A 19915-nucleotide genomic window follows, 5' to 3' on the forward strand; every position below is an offset into this window, starting at 1 on the left:
CTCGAAGCGTCCGCAGCCCCGGCGTCCGTGCGCTTCCAGGGGCTGTGGCTCTTCTCGCCCCGGGCGGACCTGAGCATCCTGGTGCTGCCCACGCTGCTGCTGCTCGCGTCCGTGTGGCTCGCGAGCCTCACCGGCGAGGGCTCCCAGGGGTTCGCCCAGGCCATTGGCCGGTGGACGTCGCAGTACGTCTTCCTCAATGGCACGCACGTCATCCTGACCTTCCTGCTGGTGGGCACCCGGCGCGAGCTGCTGCACACCACGCCCAACCAATCCCGGCTGCTCGTGGGCGGCGCGTCGGCGGTGTTCGCGGTCACCTTCGGGCTGCTCTGGTACGCGGACGCATACGCCCCGCTCCTCGCGCTGCTGTTGGGCGCGGGCATCCACGTGCTCGCCGCGCACCACACGCTGTCGCAGGTGAAGGGGCTCTGGGCGCTGCACGGGCTCCGGGCCCGCGCCGGGGGCGCCCCGCCGCTGTCCGAGTCCGAGCGCACGCTCCAGCGCCAGTTCGTCCCCATCGCGCTGGCGCTGATGATGATCCGCTCACTGGCCCTGCCCGTCACCAACGCCCTGGGCTCCCGGCCGATGATCAACATCGGCCAGGCGGAGTCCGGCTCGCTGCCCTACGGCCTCATCTGGGTGCTGCTCGCCGTCTGGGGCGTCTTCGCCGCGAAGCTGGTGCTCGCGCTGCGCGGGCCTCCGGGCCAGAGCGGCCCCCGGCGCGTGTACGTCCTGGCGCACGTGGCGGTGGTGGCGGTGTACCTCGTGTGGCCGCTGTGGGGCGCCATCCTGAGCGCGGGCATCCATGGCCTGGAGTACTTCTTCCTCACCGGCCGGATGCTCCAGCCCACGCCCTCGGAAGCCACGGCCCGCCTGCGAGGCCCGCGCGTGTGGGCGGCGATGCTGGCCCTCATGGCGCCCATCCTCCTGGTGGGCGTGGCCAACAGCCCCTTCGTGACGCTGGTGGACGGGGCGACGCAGGGCGCGGCCACGGCCTTCTTCCTGAGGCAGCAGCCGCTGTGGTCGCTGGGCGTCCTCGCCACCAACGCGGTGGTGCTGGCCCACTACTTCGCGGACGCGTTCCTCTACCGCTTCCGCATCCCCAAGGTGCGCGAGGTGACGCTCCCCCGCCTGGGCCTGGGCTGAAGGGGCCCGGCCGCCCGCCCTCCAAGCCCGTTCAAGCCACACCTTTCCCTGGAGCGCCCGGGAGGGTAAGCACCAGGGCGTGAAGAACCTGGCCGTCGAGAACCTCCCGCCGTCGTCCCCAGAACCTGACACGGCCCCGCCCCCCGATGTCTCCGTCGAGGACGTGCGCCGCGCCACGGCGCTGCTCAACACGCTCGCCAAACACCGCGTGCTCTTGCACCGCCTCCCAGACGAGGACCACCACGCCCTGCTGGCCTCCGCCAGCCGGCTCGTCTACCCGGACAAGGCCTCGAAGAACCGGCTCCAGAGCGCGCTCAAGAAGGAGCGCAAGGACGCGCAGCGCGCCAACGACCGCGCCGTGCGCTCCAGCACGGAGATCCGCATGCTGCGCAAGGCGCCGGTGCTCAGCCTGCCCGCGCTGCCCGCGCCGCCGCCGGAAGCGACCCCGGAACGCCTGCTGGAGGTGCCGCGCAAGTGCTACGTGTGCAAGGCGGAGTACCGCAAGCTCCACTTCTTCTACGACGCCATGTGCATCCCGTGCGGGGACCTGAACTACGCCCGGCGCACGCAGCGCGCGGACCTCACCGGCCAGGTGGCGCTCATCACCGGCGCGCGGGTGAAGATTGGCTTCCAGGCGTCGCTGATGCTGCTGCGCTCGGGCGCGACCGTCATCGCCACCACGCGCTTCCCCCAGGACGCGGTGCACCGCTACGCGCGCGAGCCGGACTTCGCGGACTGGGCCCACCGGCTCCAGGTGCACGGCCTGGACCTGCGGCACGCGCCCAGCGTGGAGCTGTTCGCGCGCCACATCGAACAGACGCACGAGCGGCTGGACATCCTCATCAACAACGCCGCGCAGACCGTGCGCCGGCCACCGGGCTTCTACCAGCACCTGCTGGAGGGCGAGCTGCGCGACGCCGGCACCCTGGAGCCCAAGCTGCGCGCACTGCTCTCCGGCCATGAGGCCTGCATCGCCGCGCTCCGTCCCGCGCTGGGCCCGGGCGAGATGGGCAACACGTCACTGCCCGTGGCGACCTGGCGCAGCGGCGACCCGGCATTGGGCATCCACTCCTCCGCGGCGCTGTCCCTGATGCCCTACGCCATGGAGCAGGAGGGCGACACGCGCGCCCTCTTCCCGGAAGGCCGGCTGGACGCGGACCTCCAGCAGGTGGACCTGCGGGCCACGAACTCCTGGCGCCTGCGGCTGGGGGAGGTGCGCACCGCGGAGATGCTGGAGGTGCACCTGGTGAACGCCGTGGCGCCCTTCATCCTGTGCGGGAAGTTGAGGCCGCTGATGCGGAAGGACCGCTCGCGGCCGGGCCACATCGTCAACGTGTCCGCGATGGAGGGCAGCTTCTCCCGCGGGACGAAGACGGACAAGCACCCGCACACCAACATGGCCAAGGCCGCGTTGAACATGATGACGCTGACGTCCGCGCCGGACTACGCGCGCGACAACATCTTCATGAACGCGGCGGATACCGGCTGGGTCACCGACGAGGACCCCGCGCATCATGCCGAGCGCAAGGTGCAGGAGCTGGACTTCCAGCCCCCACTGGACATCCTGGACGGGGCCGCGCGCATCGTGGACCCCGTCATCACCGCCGTGAACACCGGCGAGTACGTCTGGGGCAACTTCTTCAAGGACTACCGCCCCACGAACTGGTGAGCCCCGGCCCTCAGCGCAACGCGCCCCAGTTGTAGGTCGCGTTGCTCCCGCCGGTCAGCACGCGCCAGTACGTGCCGTAGTACCCATACGTGTCCTTGATGGCCTTGTAGCTGCTGGACACGTTCCAGTCGTTGGGGCTCGTCGTGCCCAGGTTGTAGACGAGCGAGTCGCCCCAGATGGAGTAGATGGCCCACGGGCGCGAATCCAACTCAGACACCGTGCCGTAGCGGCTGTCGCCCCAGCGCACCGGCAGCTTGTCCGTCTCCGCCACCATGCGCGGTTTGTTGTAGCCCGCGAGCCCCGTGTAGAACTGGGCCGGGAAGTAGGGATTGCCGTGGTAGATGTCCACGGCCACCACGTCCACGCGGTCGTTGCCCGGGTAGTAGTTCCACGGGTCGCCGCCATACGTCCCGTCCCACTCGTACGGCGACCAGACGAAGAGGAGGTTCTTCAGGCCGCGCGTCTTGACCATGTAGTCGTGCGCGATGTTCCAGAGCTGCTTGTACTGGGCGGGGTCCTGGTTCGCCCACCAGAACGGCGACGCGCTCCCCTTCTTGTTCATCTCGTGGAAGGGGCGGAACAGCACCGGCACGCCCTGCTGCTGGAGGTACACCAGCTTGTCCGCCGCGAAGGACAGGTCGCCCAGCAGCGCCTGGTACTCGGCCGTGTTGGCCTGCCAGTTGATGACCCGGCCCATCCACGCGGAATCCATCCAGGACTGCCGGAAGGTGTTGGGCCAGCTCTTCACCGACGCGCCCGGGTAGGACTGGTGGAAGCTGAACCCGACGATGCCTTCGCCGTAGATGAAGCGGTCACGCGCGAAGCCCACCGCGTAGTCCACGTACGGCTCCGCATAGGTGTTGCGGTAGTTGCCCGGCCCGAAGTCGAACTCCACGAAGCCCGGGCGGCGGCCGGAGATGTCCCCTACCTTCACCCAGTACTCACCGGCGTAGGACTCCTTCTGGGCCTCGCAGTGCTGGCCCATGATGGTCTGCTTCGTCCCGCCGTTGCGGCTGTTGTTCTCCAGGTCCGTCAGCAGGTTGTAGACCTTCTGCGCCTGCGCCGTGGGGCCCGGCGTGCTCAGCGTCCGGGACACCTGCGCCTGGGCCGTGCCGGCGCCCAGGCACAGCGCCAGCGCCGTCAGGACAAAGGAAAGGAATGGCTTCGGGGGAACGTGCGTCACGGAAGGGACCTCCAGGGGCTGCCCGGGAAGCGGCCAGGGTGCCACCCATCCAGCTGGAATTACACGAATTTCAGCTTAGGCGAATCTGTCCACCGGCGTGCGGGCGGGTTCGCAAGGGCCTGGATTCACTGCCAAAGGGCCGGGCCGGTGGTATCAAGCACGCCACCATGTCCGAAAAGCCTTCGCCCCTGTTCAACGCGGTCCCCGTGGAGATGGACTTCCCGGCCGAGGAGCGCCGCATCCTGGCCTTCTGGAAGGAGCGCGGCATCTTCGAGAAATCGCTCAAGGCGAACGAAGGCAAGCCCAGCTTCGTCTTCTACGAAGGCCCGCCCACCGCGAACGGCCTGCCCCACAACGGCCACGTCCTCACGCGCGTCATCAAGGACCTGTTCCCGCGCTACCAGACCATGCGGGGCCACTACGTGCCGCGCAAGGCGGGCTGGGACACGCACGGCCTGCCGGTGGAGGTGGAGGTGGAGAAGGAGCTCCGCATCCACGGCAAGGCGGAGATTGAAAAGTACGGCGTGGAGCCCTTCACGGAGCGCTGCATCGAGTCCGTGTTCCGCTACACGGGGGAATGGGAGCGGCTGACCCAGCGCATCGGCTTCTGGGTGGACCTCAACGAGGCCTACGTCACCTATCACCGGGGCTTCGTGCAGAGCGTGTGGTGGGCGCTCTCCGAGCTCTACAAGAAGGGCCTGCTGTACCAGGGCCACAAGGTGGTGTGGTGGTGGCCGCGCGGCGGCACCGCGCTGTCCGCCGCGGAAGTGGGCCTGGGCTACAAGACGGTGGACGACCCCAGCGTCTACGTGGCCTTCCCGCTGCGCGACGCTCCGGACACGTCGCTGCTCATCTGGACGACGACGCCCTGGACGCTGCCGTCCAACATGTACGCGGCCGTCAACCCGGCCGTGGACTACGTCACCGTGGACGCGGGGGACCGCAAGCTCATCCTCGCCGCCGCGCTGCGCGAGGACCTGGCCAAGAAGCTGAAGAAGGACCTGCCCGTGCTGGCCACGCAGAAGGGCAGCGACCTGGTCGGCAAGCGCTACACGCCGCCCTTCGACACGTACTTCGCCAAGGACACGGACGCCACGCTGCCGCTCAAGGATGGCGGACAGGACACGGTGGGCTGGCGCGTGATTCCGGCGGACTTCGTCACGCTGGACAGCGGCACGGGCATCGTCCACACGGCCCCTGCCTTCGGCGAGGACGACTACAAGGCCTACCGCAAGGACGCCACGCGCTTCGCGAACCCGGAAGCGCTGGAGATGCGCTGCGCGGTGAAGCCAGACGGCACGTTCTCCGAAGAGGTGCCGCTCGTCGTGGGCCGCTTCGTGAAGGACGCGGACAAGGACCTGCAGCGCAACCTGAAGGAGCGCGGGCTGCTCATCCACACGGAGCAGTACCGCCACGAGTACCCCTTCTGCTGGCGCGCGGACGAGGACCCCCTCATCCAGTACGCCCGCCCCGCCTGGTACATCCGCACCACCTCCGTCATCGAGCAGGCCAAGGCGAACAACCAGCAGGTCAACTGGGTCCCGGAGAACATCAAGGATGGCCGCTTCGGCGACTTCCTCGACAACAACGTGGACTGGGCCCTGTCGCGCGAGCGCTACTGGGGCACGCCGCTGCCCTTGTGGATCCACTCCGAAACGGGTGAGACGGAGGCCGTGGCCTCCATCGCGGAGCTGCGCCAGAAGCCGGGCAACAACGTGGCCGCCGTGGAGGCGGAGCTGAAGGCGTTCCTCGCCGGCAAGCCGCACGAGTCCAACGCGGAGCACCTGCTGGTCCACAAGCCGTGGATCGACAAGGTCACGTACGAGAAGGCCGGCTCCGGCGGGAAGTTCCAGCGCGTCCCGGAAGTGGTGGACGTGTGGTTCGACTCCGGCTGCATGCCCTTCGCGCAGTGGGGCTTCCCGCACGCGGAAGGCAGCCAGGAGACCTTCAACCGCGCGTTCCCGGCGGACTTCATCTCGGAAGCCATCGACCAGACGCGCGGCTGGTTCTACTCGCTGCTCATGGTCAGCACGCTCCTCTTCGACGAGGAGACGCAGAAGCGCATGGGCCTGACGCCCAAGCGTGAGTGGCCCATGCCGTACAAGAGCTGCATCGTGCTGGGGCACGTCTCCGACAAGGAGGGCAAGAAGGAGTCCAAGTCCAAGGGCAACTACACCCCGCCGGAGATCATCCTGGACGAGGTGCGCATGGACTTCGCGGTGCTCACCGCCACGGAGGCCGGCGTCCCCGCTGAAGCCGGCGTGGCGCTCATCGCGCGCGAGGACCTGGAGGGCCTGGACACGCAGGAGGGCGCGAAGGTGCAGCTCTTCCGCCCGGACCGGCCGGACGCGCCCGTCACCGTGACGGTGAAGGTGCACAAGAAGCTCAAGCGCCGCGTGGTGCTGCTGGCGCCGCAGGAGCTTCAGCAACTGGACGTGAAGCCCTCCGCGCGCGGCGTGGACGTGATGCCGGTGGAGGTGCCCCGGCTGGCGGCCACCGAGCGCGTGGTGCTCAAGGACCCCGCCACCAAGGCGCCGGGCGCGGACGCGTTCCGGTGGTTCTTCTACGCGGCCAGCCCCACCTGGTCCAACACGCGCCACTCGCTGGCGAACGTGCGGCTGTTGCAGAAGGACTTCCAGGTCAAGCTGCGCAACGTCTACTCGTTCTTCACCATCTACGCGAACATCGACGGATTCAACCCGGCGAAGGGCAACGAGGGCGCCACGGAGGCCCCGTGGCTGGCCATCCGCAAGAGCCAGGGCTGGCGCGAGGTGAAGGCGCGCCCGGTGCTGGACCGGTGGATCCTCTCCGAGGTGCAGCTCACCCTGCGCGACGTGGCCAAGGCGCTGGACACGTATCAGGTGTACGACGCGGCCCAGCGGATGGTGGCGCTGGTGGACGCGCTGTCCAACTGGTACCTGCGCCGCAGCCGCGAGCGCTTCTGGGCGCCGGGCTTCGAACAGGACAAGCAGGACGCGTACTTCACGCTCTACGAGGCCCTGACGACCATCACGGCGCTGTCCGCGCCCTTCATCCCGTTCTTCGCGGATGACATGTGGGGCAACCTGGTGGGCAAGCCGTGGGCCCGGACGCAGCCGGAGAGCGTGCACCTGGCGCGCTTCCCGGACGTGGACGCGAGCCTCATCGACGAGGGGCTGGCCGCGGAGATGGGCGCCGTGCGCGAGCTGGTGTCGCTGGGCCTCAAGGTCCGCACGGACAACCGGCTCAAGGTGCGCCAGCCGCTGTCGCGCGCGGACGTCATCCTGTCCCGCCGCGAGCTGTCGGAGCGCGTGGCGGTGTACCAGGCGCTCATCTCCGACGAGCTGAACGTGCACACCGTGAAGCTGGTGGAGCCGGGCAGCCCGGAGGCGGACGTGGTGCGCTACCGCGTGCGTCCCAACCTGCGCGCCATGGGCAGCCGGCTGGGCCCCAAGCTCGCGCCGGTGCGCAAGGCGTTCGACTCGGGGGATGGCCGCGCGCTGCACCAGGAGCTGCTCCAGACGGGCAAGGTGGCCCTGAACGTGGGCGGCGAGGACATGGTCTTCCCCGCCGAGGAGCTGGAGACGCTGGTGGAGGCGCAGCCGGGCTACGCCGCCGCGGGCGGAGGCGTGGGCGTGGTGGTGATGCACACGCAGCTCACCGAGGCCCTGGTGGACGAAGGCCTGGTGCGCGAGCTGCTGGCGCGCGTGCAGGGTGAGCGCAAGGACATGAACCTGGGCTACACCGACCGCATCCGCCTGTGGGTGGACGGCGATGACCGCGTGAAGCGCGTCGTCGAAGCGGCCCGCGACGAGATTGCCCGCGAGACGCTGGCCTCCGAAATCCACGTGGGCCCCCAGGGCCTCACCGGCTCCGAGGAAGAGGCCAGCCTCAACGGCCTGCCCGCGAAGCTCCGCGTCGAGCGCGTCTGAATCCCCGGACCTCCGGAGAGCAGTGAAAGACAGCTCCGGGTAATGCCATACCCGGGGCCGTAAATGCAGACATCCGGTGTGGCGTGAAGTGGACCGGGAGGGCGTGGGCGCCTCCCGGATCACTCCTGGCTTGCCGCGTCAGGGGGTGCGTGTTACGCGACAGGCGCACCCCCTGATTTCGCAAATCATTCTCAACATGCCCATCCTGCTCCGCAGCCGTCCGCGCCACCTCGTTCCGGGGGCGCTGCTTGGCGCCTCGTTCGCCCTCCTCGCCTCCCCTGCCCTGGCGCAAGAGCCCGTCGCGCCCCAGGAGGCCCCGGCTCCGGAGTCCCCGGCCCCCGCGGGAGCCTCGAAGGATGACGAGCTCTACGTCCTGCCGACGGTGACGGTGGACAGCGAGCGCGCCAATGGCCCGGTGAAGGGCTACACCGCGCGCCGCAGCGCCAGCGGCACGAAGACGGACACCGCGCTGGGTGAGACGCCGCAGTCGGTGTCGGTGGTGGGCCGGGCGCAGATGGACGCGCAGCAGGCGCAGTCGGTGACGGAGGCCACGCGCTACACGCCGGGCGTGCGCTCGGACACGTTCGGCGCGGATCCGCGCAACGACTGGTTCCTGATTCGCGGCTTCTCGTCGCAGGAGGGCGGCTACTTCCTGGACGGGCTCCAGCTCTACTCCAGCAGCTTCGCCACCTGGCGCCTGGAGACCTTCGGCCTGGAGCGCGTGGAGGCCATCCGCGGCCCGGCCTCCGTGCTGTACGGCGGCACGTCTCCGGGCGGCCTGCTCAACATGGTGGGCAAGCGCCCGCCCGTCGAAGGCTCGGTGCGGCACGTGGAGGTAGGTGGCAACACGTTCGCCAACGGCTACGTGGGCGTGGACCTGGGCGGCGCCATCGACTCGGGCAACCACTGGCGCTACCGGGTGACGGCGCTGGCGCGCGGCGGCGGCACGCAGGTGGAGGAGACGGACAACAACCGGCTGTTCATCGCGCCGGCCCTCACCTGGGCGCCGTCGGAGAACACGTCGCTGACGTTGCACGGCAGCTTCCTGGCGGACCGCACGCAGGGGCAGAACTTCCTGCCCTACGTGGGCACCGTGGTGGACGCGCCCCATGGCCGCATCCCCACCGGCCTCTTCACCAGCGACAAGAGCCTGGACCACTTCCAGCGCAACCAGTCCTGGGCGGGCTACGAGTTCTCCCACCGCTTCAACGACACCTTCACGCTGCGGCAGAACCTGCGCTACGCGCACCTGGACCTGGACTTCCAGACGCTCTACGGCGTGGGCTACGCGGGTGAGCCGGCGGACGCGCAGCTCTCGCGCGGCAACTTCGTCACCCGCCCCAGCGCGAACCTCTTCACGGTGGACACGCAGGGCGAGGCGCGCTTCAGCACCGGCCCCGTGCGCCACACGGTGCTGGCGGGCGTGGACTTCAAGAACTACGTGCTGGACGACGAACAGGGCTACGAGGCGGGCGCGCCGCTGGACCTGCTCGACCCGGTGCGCGGCGACTACACGCCCACGGAGTCGCGCTACACGCTGAACCAGTCCACGCAGAACCAGCTGGGCGTCTACCTCCAGGACCAGCTGCGCTTCAACGACCGGCTGAGCCTGGTGCTGAGCGGACGCCATGACTGGGTGGGCATGGACGTGGACAACGAGCTGGCGCCCACGTCCAGCTACGACGGCAGCGAGAGCGCCTTCAGCGGCCGCGCGGGCCTGCTCTACCGGTTCGACGTGGGCGTCGCGCCGTACGTGAGCTTCTCGCGGTCGTTCAACCCGGTGGCCGGGACGAAGTCGGACGGCTCGGTGTTCGAGCCAGAGATGGGTCAGCAGCTTGAAGCGGGCGTGAAGTACCAGCCGGATGCGTTCCCCGTGCTGGTGGGCCTGTCGCTGTTCGAGCTGAAGCGCCAGAACTTCGTGACCACGGACGGCGCCTTCAACCAGCTGCAGATTGGCGAGGTCCGCTCGCGCGGCTTCGAGGTGGAGGCCAACGCCACGCTGATGCGCGGGCTGAGCCTGATTGGCTCCGCGTCGCTGTACTCGCTGGAGATCACGGAAGGGGCGGACCTGGAGCTGGGCAAGCGCCCGGTGGGCGTGCCGGAGGTGCTGGCGTCGCTGTGGCTGGACTACACCTTCCAGGACGGCGCGCTGCGCGGCTTCGGCGTGGCGGCGGGAGTGCGCGGCGTGGGCAGTTCCTACGCGGACCGCGAGAACACGCTGGAGGTCCCGGGCTTCACGCTGGTGGACGCGAGCGTGCACTACGAGCGCGGCCCGTGGCGCGCGGCCATCAACGCCTCCAACCTGGCGGACAAGACCTACGTGTCCTCGTGCAGCTCCGCGACGGCCTGCTTCTACGGCGAGCGCCGCCGCGCGTCCGCCACCGTCGGCTACACCTGGTAGCCGTCGCGCGGGGTTGAAGGGCCCTTCCGGAGCAGTACCGCCAGAAGGGCCTGGCACCAATTCACGCTGACGCATCGATGGGGCCCTTGCCTGGCACGTCTCCGCCAGGGAGGGCCCCATGTCGTTCCCGGAGGCCGAGCCTCGGAACCTCCCAGGGCTCCACGGCCATGCGCTGACGGAGACTCCCTCCGGAGCACCAGTCCCTCGGACATGGAGCCTGTCCAAGTGGCTGAGAAGGTGAGAGCCCAGCAGGGTCTCTCCGTCGGCGGCGCACCGCACGAACCTGTCCGACTGTCGGACCAGTTTGGAGGACCGTGCCAGGGAAGGGCCCCCGGTCCAGCCGCGCGCCGCACGAACCTGTCCGACTGTCGGACCAGTTTGGAAAACCGTGTCTGGGAGGGCCTCTGCTCCAGCCGAGCCGTGGAAACCTGTCCGACTGTCGGACCGGATTGGAGGACCGTGTCGGGCGGGAGGTGGACGGAAAGAGCGTCAGGAGTCCAGCGCATCTCACGCGCATGTCAGCCCCCGCCGTTACGCTTTGACCAAGGGCCCTTCGGGCGCATCACCACCGGCCACGGGCTCCGTCGCCTTCCGCCTGCGCAGGCCCCACGCCAGCCCGCCACAACCCAGTGACATCGCGCACAGCAGCGCTTCCGCCAGGAACACGGGCGGCAGGCCACGCGCCAGCGCCGTGAACAGGTTCGCGTCCTGCGTCACCACGTCGCCCACCACCACCGCGCCGAACAGCACCGCGGCCGCCGCGCACAGCACGCTGCCCACGCGCCGCGATGAACCGCTCGGCACCAGCGCGATGACGACCGCGAGCGCCCACGCACCCAGGAACAGGCCGAACTCCCAGTCACCCCGCCGCGCCAGCGCCCACGGCAGCACCCGGTTCGCGGCGCAGTACACGGCCGTCCCGAACGCGAGCCCGGCGGACACGCCCACCGTCAGCCGCTCCAGCACGCGGTTGCCCTGGCGCGTGCGCAGCGGGTCGCGGCGCTCCAGCCAGATGAGGTTGCCGGTGACAATCACCGCGCACATCGCCAGCGCGAGCAGCGCGTAGAGCGGCTTCATCAGCGCCTCCGCGAACCGGCCGGCGTGCAGGTCGAAGAGGAGCCGCTCGAAGCTGAAGTTCGGGGTGCGGGACTCCACGCTCGACCCGAACGTCTCCCCGCTCACGCTGTCCACGTGCGCGAAGTGGTCCGGCCCCAGCGGGGACAACTGGAAGTACACGCCCGCCCAGCCGCGCGCATCGCCGTAGTCGTGAAGCTCCACGTACCGGGGCGTCCCCTCCGCGCCGGGCACCGACGCGCGAGCACGGTCCACCACCGCGTCCAGCGACAGCATGGGCGCATCCTTCCCCGACGCCTCCCGCACCGGCACGCTGTAGCCGCGCAGCCGCGTCACCCGGTCCGCCTGCCCCCGGTACACCGCGCTCCCGAAGCCCTGCGCCGCCAGCCCCGCCAGACACAACACCGCTCCCGTCCACGCCAGCATCGCGGTGAACGGCAAGCCGAAGACGCCCAGCACCTTGTGCGCGTCCGACGCGGAGAACCGCGGCTTCGCCGTGGGCCGGAAGCGCCACCACTGCGCGCGCAGGTCCTTCAGGTGGATCCACAGACCGCTGACCAGCGCCACCAGCAGCGCCACCGACACCACGCCCGTGAACTCCATCCCCCAGGGCACCCGGTAGAAGAAGTGCATCCAGTACAGCTCACTGGCCAGGCGGCTGCGCTCCGGCAGCGTGGTGCCGGTGAGCGGGTCCAGCCACACCACCCGCATCCCCGTGGGCTCGAAGAGGTACGCGGTGATGAACCGCGTCTCCTCGTGCGTGAGCAGTCCCACGTGAGCGCCACGCGGCAGCGGCCCCTGCTCGCGCACCCGCTCCAGCATCACGTCGAAGGACGGCGGCGACTCCGAGGGCGGCGCGACGTGGAGCGCGGGCTCCTGCCACACCTCCAGCTCCTCGCGGAACATCGCGAAGACGCCACAGAAGAAGATGACGAACAGGAACAGGCTGGCGGCGACGCCCGCCCACGCATGCAGGTCGAACTGGATGCGGAACGTCCGGGGCGACAGCTTCATCGCGGCCCCCGGAGGATCAGCGCGACGGCCACCGGCACCACCACCGCCAGGCACACGCCCCACGCCACCCGGCCATCCCGGGCCAGCGGCAGCGTGCACGCGAGCCCCACCCACACAGGCAGCACCCCGTGGAAGCCCAGCGCGAAGGCCCACGGCCCCGACACCGGCAGGAACGCCATCAGCGCCGCGCCCACCGCGAACGCGGCCAGCGGCGCACCCGCCACCGCCGCCAGTGTCCGCGCCACGGAGTGGTTCGCTGACTTGTCACCGCGTCCCGCGCTCATCGCCCCACGCCCATCAGCGCCACTGGCACCAGCCCCATCACGCCACTGACCCACGCGAAGGTGCGCGCACGCGAAGGCCGGGGGGCGAGCACCAGCACCAACACCGAGGCCGCCGTCATCGCCAGCACCGCCAGCACCAGCAGCCCCGCCACCGGCCCGAAGCCACCCACGCAGCACCCCAGCGACGCGAGCCCCGGCACCGCAGCGCCCCAGCGCCACCGGGCACCGCCGCCCAGCCACGACACCGCCGACACGCAGAAGCACAGCGCGGCAAGGCTCAGCATCGCGACCACCGCGTGGCCCCGTCTCTTGGTTCAAAGTTGATAATGATTTGCATCCTCACGAGGGACCCCAGACCTGTCAAGGCAGGCGGAGGCCCCCCGTGCTCCCGGTGCGAGCGTCGGCGCACGAACACCGTGCGTGCACCGCGCTTCCAGGAAATACCGCGCTCCGGATGATGGCGGGATGAACGAAGCCACGCCCCTGAAGGGGAGCTGTCACTGCGGTGCGATGCGGTTCGAGGTATCCGCGCCGCCGAAGGAGCTCACCCGCTGCAACTGCACGTTCTGCTCCAAGCGCGGCGTGCTCTGGGCCTACTACCCGACGGAGCAGGTGAAGTTCACGAGCCGCGAGCAGGCGGGCGTGTACGACCGCAACGCGCCCGTCGTGCACCACCACTGCCAGCGGTGCGGCTGCGGGACGTGGTCGGACATTCCCGTCTGGGAGAACAACGCGCCCGTGCCCGGCCAGTTCAAGGTGGGCCTCAACGCGCGCCTGTTCGACGGCTTCAACCTGGACGCGGTGCGCGTCACGTTCGTGGACGGCCGCAACCTCTGGTAGCCGTCAGAAGCGCGGGACCGGGGCGAGCCCCTCCGGGAAGTCGGTGGACACGGAAAGGTCCTTCCACTTCTGGTCCTCCGCCTTGAGCGCGTCCAGCTTCTCCTGCGACAGCACGAACGCGTCGCTGCCCAGCAACAGGTGCAGCGGCGGCGACGCCATCGCTGCCACCTGGAGCAGCACCTGGGCCGCGCGGTCCGGGTCCCCCGGCTCCTTCCCCGTGCGGGAGCGCAAGGCCTGGGCCACCACGCCCACGGTGGGCGCGTACTCCGGCCGGAAGTCCGGGATGGTCATGGACGCCCCGGCCCAGTCCGTGCGGAAACCGCTCGGCTCCAGCACCGTCACCTTCACGCCGAAGGGCGCCACCTCCTTGGCCAGCACCTCGGACAAGCCCCCCACCGCCCACTTCGCGGCCTGGTACGCGCCCAGCCCCGGCGTGGCCAGGCGCCCGCCCACGGAGGACACCTGGATGATGTGTCCGGAGCGCTGCTCGCGGAGCACCGGCAGCGCCGCGCGCGTCACGTTCATCACTCCGAACAGGTTGGTGTCCAGCTGCGCGCGGAAGTCCTCGTCCGTCATTTGCTCGATGGGCGCGAGGCTGCCGTACCCCGCGTTGTTCACCACGACGTCCAGGCGGCCGAAGGCCTCCACCGCGGTCCGGACCGCGGCCCTGGCCTGCTCCGGGTTCGTCACGTCCAGGGCCACCGCGCGGACGCGGTCCCCGTAGCGCTCCACCAGCGAGGACAGCTGCTCCGGCTTTCGCGCCGTGGCCACCAGCCGGTGCCCGGCCGCCAGCACGGCCTCCGCGAAGCTGCGTCCCAGGCCTCGGGAAGAGCCGGTGATGAGCCAGACGCGGGACTTTTCAGGGGAGCCACTCACGGCGGGAATCCTTTCAACTAACTGGTTGGTTACATGGATATAAAGGGGGTCCTCCCAGGGTGCAACCCGGAATGGGCTGGGGCATGGTGGGCCGGCATGGCTGGAGACGCACAGAAGACCCGGCAGCGCTTGCTGGAAGCGGCCGCGGCGGAGTTCTCGGAGAAGGGCATCGCGGGCGCGCGCGTGGACCGCATCGCGGCGGCGGCGGGCTGCAACAAGGCGCTCATCTATTCGTACTTCGGCAGCAAGGAGCAGCTGTTCGACGCCGTGTTCGAAGCGCACGTGGCGGAGGTGGCGCGCGAGACGCCCATCGACGCGGCTGACCTGCCGGCCTACGCGGGGCGGCTGTTCGACGGCTTCCAGACCCGGCCGCAGGTGCTGCGCCTGGCCACCTGGTACGAATTGGAGCACGGCCCCTCGGTGGACATCCCGGAGGCCGTCGCGCGCAGCAACCAGCACAAGGCCGCCGCCATCGCGAAGGCCCAGAAGGAAGGGCTGGTGTCGAAGCACTTCGCGGCGGACGAGCTGCTGGCGCTGGTGCTGGCGCTGTCCAAGACGTGGGCCTCCCCGCTGTCCTACTGCGCCACGGCCACCCCACCCTCGCCCGCGGAGATCCGCCGGCGGCGCCGCTCCGTAGTGGAGGCCGTCCGGCTCCTGGCGACGCCCGTCAGCCCCACTTCGTGAGAGGCGTCAGGGAGCGGGCTTGACCATGACCTTCCGCCTCCCCTCGAACGCTGGCTACAACATCCTGGAAGGAAAGGTCCGCCGGGCCATGTCCCTGGACGGCGAGCCCTGCCTCCTGCTGGATCTGCGCAGCACCGGGTCCAGCTTCCGCAGGGACAATCACGACTTCATGGAGGTGGTGGAGGACTTCGACCTCCGGCTGCCGCAGGTCGTGGTGCTCCGCGCCCACTTCGACGCCCTGCTGCGGGCGCTCCGGCAATGGCAGGCCACCCAGGAGGCATTCAGCCTGGACCTGGACCAGGGCCGGGACGTCACCTGCACCGTCGAGGTCCGTCCCCGCTCCGATGCGGCCAGCGACCGGTGGAAGCCGGACTTCACCCTCGTCTACGGCAGCGTGAAGGCGCGCATCGAGGTCAACTTCGGGGTGGACGCGTCGTGCCTGCTGGAGTGGACCGAAGGCCTGGAGCAGGCCGTGGCCATTCCCCACTGAGGGCCCACCGGCCGCCGGAGGCCATCCGCCTCCAGCGGCCGGCACGGCGCCGGCGCGTCAGTTCGCGGTGAACGTCGTGTCGTTGCGGTACAGCAACGTCTGGGACCAGTCCGCCGTGAAGACGAGCGTGTCCACGCGGTAGGTGCCCGCGCCCAGCGACGTGGAGAGGGTGAACGCGGACGTGTAGCTGCGCGTCTGGCCCGCGGTGAAGACCTGCGCCGTGTACGGCTTGTCCGTCACCAGCGCGGTGGTGGCTGCGTTGCGGATCTCATACTTCACCACCACCGTGCGCGCCGTGGAGGACGTCACGGTGCCCGTCACGTTGAAGGACTGGCCGCGCGTCACCGTCGCCGGGCTCACCGTCGCCTTCGTGGCGGAGACCTGCGCCGGCTGCGGGTTCAGGCCCGCGTAGAAGCTCTTGAAGGCCGCCGCGGCGTTGGGGAACTCGGTGACGAAGGTGTTGCCGCCGCTGGCGTCCGCGCTGGACAGCTGGTGGTGGCCGTCCGACGCCTGGATGTCGAAGTACGAGTGGTAGCCCACGTTGTTCGCCGGGTTGAAGATGAACGCCAGCATCTGCTGCACGTAGTACGTGTCATCCCCGCCGCCGTTGGTGGCCGCGTCGTTGACGCCCCACTCGGGCACGGACAGCCGCTTGTTGTGGGACTGGGCGAAGCTCTTGAACTTCGTCAGCGCCGGACCGAACTGCGAGTTCCACACCGACTGCCACCGCGTGAGCGCGCACGAACCCGTGCAGCCCGCCGGAATCGGATAGGCGCCGTTCCAGCCCTGGTCGTACATGTCCAAGCCGATGTAGTCGACGTACGCGTCGCCCGGGTACGTGGCGCTCAGGTCCGCGGCGGAGATGTCGTAGTTCGGGTTCCAGTCGAACTCGAAGCCCGCGTTCGGCTGCTGCGTGCGCATGGCCGTCACGATGCGGCGGAAGCACGCGGCGAAGTTCGCCTGCTGGCCGTTGCCGGAATACCAGGGCATCCAGCTGCCGCTGAACTCCCAGCCCAGCCGGATGATGGTGCCCTGGAGCTCGTAGGCCACCAGGTTCGTCGCCAGGTTCTTGAAGCGCGGGTCATACGCACCCGCCGCGCACGACGCGAGGTTGCCCTGCCCGCTGGGGAACATCGCCACCGAGTAGTTGAAGCGCCGGCCCGCCTTGGCCTTCACCCACGTGCGCCACGCGCCCAGCTGCCAGCCCGGGTTCTCGATGTTGCCCCAGGAGTCCTTCGCCTGGTGCCCCTGGCCCATCTTCACGTCGAAGCCCAGCCAGGTGGAGTACGCGTTCACCGCGTTGGGCCGCGAGTACACCTCGCCCCGGTACACGCCCGTCAGCGGATCCGCCGAGGCGGTCAGCCCGGCACACAGCGTGGACGCCATGGCCAGCGAGGAGGTGACGGAGACGAACAAGCGCTTGAGGCGCGGATGCATGAGGGAGGCTCCCGGAGGGGGAAAGAAGCTATTTCCGACTCTCCTGGATTTACCATTTACGTGTCAATGTAGACACCGCCCGGTTCACTGTCCGTGGGAGCGCGCCGATACGCGCCGGGCCCCACGCCCCAGCGGCGCTTGAAGGCCTTGCTGAAGGCGGGCGCGCTTTCGTAGCCGGCGCGCTCGGCGATGGTGTCCAGGCTGTCGGTGGATTCACGCAGCCAGCGCGCGGCGCGGATCATCCGCCAGTGGGCCAGGTAGTGCAGCGGCGTCTCGCCCACCAGCGAATGGAAGCGCGCGGCGAACCCGGAGCGCGACACGCCCACGGAGTGCGCCAGCCGCTCCACCGTCCAGGGCGTGCCGGGCTGTTCGTGCATCAGCGAGAGCGCGTTCCCGATGGCGGGATCCGCCAGCGCCTTCCATCCCGCCTGCTTCGCGCCCCCGAGCACCGTCTGGGCCCGCAGCGCGTGGACGAGCAGCACGTCCGCCAACCGGCCCAGCACCAGCGCGCTCCCTGGTCCCGGCATGGCGGTCTCCGCGGTGATGAGCTGCACGGTGGCGGCGAGCGAGGGCGTCCCCTGCCCCTCCTGCGTGGACAGGCGGATGAGGGAGGGGAAGGCGCGCAGCAACGGATGCGCCGGGTCCACGCCGAACTGGAAGCAGCCGGTGATCAGCGTGGTGAGCGGCCCCGTGCCGCCCAGCCGCGTGCCGGAGGGACGCAGCGCCTGGGACGGGACGAAGTCGCTCGCGACGGGGTTGCGGCGGCTGCCGTCATCCAGCACGTGCGCGGGCGCGCGGGGCAGCAACACCACGTCGCCCGCGGACAGGAACACCGGCTTCGCCGTGCCCTCCACCTGGAGGCGCAGGCTCCCTCGCGCCACCACGTAGAACGACGCGTTGGCCTTGCGGGGCATGCGTACGGCCCAGGGCGCGCCCAGCTCGATGCGGCCGAAGAGCAGCGTCTTGAACCGCAGCGTCTCCAGCACGTCGGAGACCACGTCGGTCTTTTCGTCCGGCGGCATTGGACTGGAAGACAGTTCTTTTGGACGCAGTGACATGGAGCGTCCATAACGGGCGGCCTATTCCTGGTCCATCACCTCTTGCAGGAGGCCACGCATGGACCGCACTTCCCCTGACCTGACCCGGCTGATGGACGCGCACCTCGCGCTCATCGCCACGGACGTCGAACGCTGGCTCGCCCTCTTCACCGAGGATGCCGTCGTCGAGTTCCCCTACGCCTCCTCGCTTGGCGGGCCCGCGCGGATGGAAGGCATCGCGGCCATCCGCGCCTGGTTCGCGCCCATCACCAAGCACTTCCAGGGGCTCACCTTCACGAACGCCCGGCGCTACCCGGGCGTGGATGCGACTACGGGCTGGCTGGAGGTGCACGGCGCCGCGACGCTGCAACCCGGCAACATCCCCTACGAACAGGACTACGTGATGCGGCTCCAGGTGCGCGACGGCCGCATCGTGCACTACCGCGAATACTGGAACCCGCTGGCCGCGCCCCGGGGCACCTTCGAGAGCTTCACCCGGGAGCAGGCATGACGCGCGTCCTCGTCATCGGAGCCGCCGGCAACACGGGACGTCCCATCGCGGAGGGGCTCACGGCGGAGGGCTTCACGGTGCGCACCGCCACGCGCGACACGCGACCGCCCGTCGCCGCCGCCGAACACGTGCGCTTCGACTGGGCGGACCCGTCCACGCATGGGGCCGCGCTGGAAGGCGTGGACCGGATGTACGTCCTCGCGCCCGGGCTGGTGGAGGACCCGTCCACCCTCATGATTCCCGTTCTCGAGCGCGCACTGGCCCGCGGCGTGCGGCGGGTCGTCCTGCTCTCCGCGTCCGCCGTTCCGGAGGGGGGCCCCGGGCTGGGACAGGTGCACCACTTCCTGCGCGCGCACGCGCCGGAGTGGAGCGTGCTCCAGCCCTCGTGGTTCATGCAGAACTTCACCAACCCCGGGCACCATCACGACGCCGGCCTCCGGCGCGACGGCACGCTGGTGACGGCCACCGGCCAGGGACGGGTGGGTTTCGTGGACGCGGGGGACATCGCGGCGGTGGGCGTCCGGGCGCTCGCGGATGACGTGTCCCATGACACCGGTCACGTCATCACCGGGCCCCAGGCGCTGAGCTACGACGACGTCGCGGCCATCCTGTCCCGGGTGTCGGGCCGCGCCATCCGGCACGTGCACGCGACACCAGAGGAGGCCCAGCGGCACCTCCAGGCCTCCGGCATGCCGGAGACCTACGCGCGGTTGCTCACGATGCTCGACGGGCTCATTCGCGACGGGGCCGAGGACCGCGTGACGGACACCGTGCTCCGGGTCACCGGACGCGCGCCTCGCGACTTCGAATCATTCGCCCGGGCGCATACGAACGTCTGGCGTTGAGTCCGTGGCCGAGCGCACGGCGCTCGTGCCCGCGACGGCAACGACGATGAGGGCCGTGAACGCCACGAAGGCACCGACGATCATCATCGGCAGCTTCACCCAGAAGGGCGTGCGGTCCCACGGGCGTCCCGTCAGGAGGCCCGTGAGGCCCGCGATGAGATAGGCGGCGCCCAGGAAGAACGTGGGCATCGCCAGGAGCTGGGGCAATACACCGTTGCCTCCCATGCCCAGCCAGACCAGCACCCCGATGATGACGGCGCCCAGCAGCACCAGGCCCGTGCCCTTCGCCAGGGTCCGCAGCGCTCGGCGCCGCACGGCGCCCGGCGTGAGCGGTTCGCCGGTGCTGCCCGTCTCGGTGGACAGCCGCTGCACCCCGGACAGGAGCTGACCTTCGAGGCCAGACTTGCTCGGGGAGGACTTCGTCTCGGGGCTCATGGCCCGCGAATCTAGCGGTGCGCGGTCTCCGTTCGCCATCGCACGCGCCCCTCCTGGGCCCCGGTGGGGATGTCCGCTGGC

General features: G+C 69.9%; 17 protein-coding genes. 9 read left to right on the plus strand and 8 right to left on the minus strand.

The features are described from left to right. On the plus strand, positions 1 to 1143 hold a 1143-nt coding region (locus tag D7X32_RS18515), incomplete at its 5' end, for a hypothetical protein (RefSeq protein WP_120603886.1). A 79-nt stretch (positions 1144 to 1222) separates the two neighbouring features. Then, positions 1223 to 2812, plus strand: a complete 1590-nt coding sequence (locus tag D7X32_RS18520) for an SDR family NAD(P)-dependent oxidoreductase (protein WP_120603887.1) — start codon at positions 1223 to 1225, stop codon at positions 2810 to 2812. 10 nt (positions 2813 to 2822) lie between these two features. Here D7X32_RS18520 and D7X32_RS18525 read toward each other — a convergent pair whose 3' ends face one another. Continuing rightward, positions 2823 to 3995, minus strand: a complete 1173-nt coding sequence (locus tag D7X32_RS18525; RefSeq protein WP_120603888.1) for a glycoside hydrolase family 26 protein — start codon at positions 3993 to 3995, stop codon at positions 2823 to 2825. Between the two features lie 167 nt (positions 3996 to 4162). Here D7X32_RS18525 and ileS point away from each other — a divergent pair, with 167 nt between their 5' ends. Together ileS and D7X32_RS18535 are read left to right on the plus strand one after the other, a co-directional pair. Beyond that, complete coding sequence (gene ileS / locus D7X32_RS18530; RefSeq protein WP_120603889.1) at positions 4163 to 7906, plus strand: isoleucine--tRNA ligase; 3744 nt, start codon at positions 4163 to 4165, stop codon at positions 7904 to 7906. 196 nt (positions 7907 to 8102) lie between these two features. Next, positions 8103 to 10307 (plus strand): TonB-dependent siderophore receptor, encoded by a 2205-nt coding sequence (locus tag D7X32_RS18535; protein WP_120603890.1) that lies wholly within the window; start codon positions 8103 to 8105, stop codon positions 10305 to 10307. Between the two features lie 531 nt (positions 10308 to 10838). On the opposite strand, the gene D7X32_RS18540 is transcribed toward D7X32_RS18535, so the two are convergent. The 3 genes from D7X32_RS18540 to D7X32_RS18550 are packed head-to-tail and all read right to left on the minus strand — an operon-like array spanning position 10839 to position 12963. Next, the gene (locus tag D7X32_RS18540; protein ID WP_120603891.1) at positions 10839 to 12395 is read right to left on the minus strand and encodes a PepSY-associated TM helix domain-containing protein; all 1557 of its coding nucleotides are present in this window, start codon (positions 12393 to 12395) and stop codon (positions 10839 to 10841) included. Beyond that, positions 12392 to 12679 (minus strand): hypothetical protein, encoded by a 288-nt coding sequence (locus D7X32_RS18545; RefSeq protein ID WP_120603892.1) that lies wholly within the window; start codon positions 12677 to 12679, stop codon positions 12392 to 12394. Before D7X32_RS18545 ends, D7X32_RS18540 begins: the two co-directional genes overlap by 4 nt. After that, positions 12676 to 12963, minus strand: coding sequence for a hypothetical protein (locus tag D7X32_RS18550; RefSeq protein ID WP_120603893.1), 288 nt, complete (start codon positions 12961 to 12963; stop codon positions 12676 to 12678). Before D7X32_RS18550 ends, D7X32_RS18545 begins: the two co-directional genes overlap by 4 nt. Positions 12964 to 13144: 181 nt before the next feature. Here D7X32_RS18550 and D7X32_RS18555 point away from each other — a divergent pair, with 181 nt between their 5' ends. Continuing rightward, positions 13145 to 13519 (plus strand): GFA family protein, encoded by a 375-nt coding sequence (locus D7X32_RS18555; RefSeq protein WP_120603894.1) that lies wholly within the window; start codon positions 13145 to 13147, stop codon positions 13517 to 13519. 3 nt (positions 13520 to 13522) lie between these two features. Here the strand turns inward: D7X32_RS18555 and D7X32_RS18560 are convergent, their stop codons facing one another. Beyond that, entirely contained in the window at positions 13523 to 14395 is an 873-nt protein-coding gene (locus D7X32_RS18560; RefSeq protein WP_120603895.1) for an oxidoreductase, read from the minus strand. A gap of 96 nt (positions 14396 to 14491) precedes the next feature. Between D7X32_RS18560 and D7X32_RS18565 the strand changes: the two genes are divergently transcribed. Beyond that, positions 14492 to 15079, plus strand: coding sequence for a TetR family transcriptional regulator (locus tag D7X32_RS18565; RefSeq protein ID WP_120603896.1), 588 nt, complete (start codon positions 14492 to 14494; stop codon positions 15077 to 15079). Between the two features lie 25 nt (positions 15080 to 15104). Then, positions 15105 to 15569, plus strand: coding sequence for a hypothetical protein (locus D7X32_RS18570; RefSeq protein ID WP_120603897.1), 465 nt, complete (start codon positions 15105 to 15107; stop codon positions 15567 to 15569). Positions 15570 to 15626: 57 nt separating this feature from the next. Here D7X32_RS18570 and D7X32_RS18575 read toward each other — a convergent pair whose 3' ends face one another. Together D7X32_RS18575 and D7X32_RS18580 are read right to left on the minus strand one after the other, a co-directional pair. Then, complete coding sequence (locus D7X32_RS18575) at positions 15627 to 17006, minus strand: glycoside hydrolase family 26 protein (protein ID WP_120603898.1); 1380 nt, start codon at positions 17004 to 17006, stop codon at positions 15627 to 15629. A gap of 56 nt (positions 17007 to 17062) precedes the next feature. Further along, positions 17063 to 18028 (minus strand): AraC family transcriptional regulator, encoded by a 966-nt coding sequence (locus D7X32_RS18580; protein ID WP_120603899.1) that lies wholly within the window; start codon positions 18026 to 18028, stop codon positions 17063 to 17065. Between the two features lie 94 nt (positions 18029 to 18122). Here D7X32_RS18580 and D7X32_RS18585 point away from each other — a divergent pair, with 94 nt between their 5' ends. Both D7X32_RS18585 and D7X32_RS18590 read left to right on the plus strand, forming a co-directional pair. Continuing rightward, complete coding sequence (locus D7X32_RS18585; RefSeq protein ID WP_120603900.1) at positions 18123 to 18554, plus strand: nuclear transport factor 2 family protein; 432 nt, start codon at positions 18123 to 18125, stop codon at positions 18552 to 18554. Continuing rightward, complete coding sequence (locus D7X32_RS18590) at positions 18551 to 19399, plus strand: NmrA family NAD(P)-binding protein (protein WP_120603901.1); 849 nt, start codon at positions 18551 to 18553, stop codon at positions 19397 to 19399. The genes D7X32_RS18585 and D7X32_RS18590 overlap by 4 nt, the downstream gene beginning before the upstream one ends. Here the strand turns inward: D7X32_RS18590 and D7X32_RS18595 are convergent. Beyond that, complete coding sequence (locus D7X32_RS18595; RefSeq protein ID WP_120603902.1) at positions 19364 to 19834, minus strand: hypothetical protein; 471 nt, start codon at positions 19832 to 19834, stop codon at positions 19364 to 19366. The genes D7X32_RS18590 and D7X32_RS18595 overlap by 36 nt on opposite strands. Positions 19835 to 19915: the final 81 nt, after the last annotated feature.

This window comes from Corallococcus carmarthensis (assembly GCF_003611695.1).
In the GTDB taxonomy this organism is placed as follows: Bacteria; Myxococcota; Myxococcia; order Myxococcales; family Myxococcaceae; genus Corallococcus; species Corallococcus carmarthensis.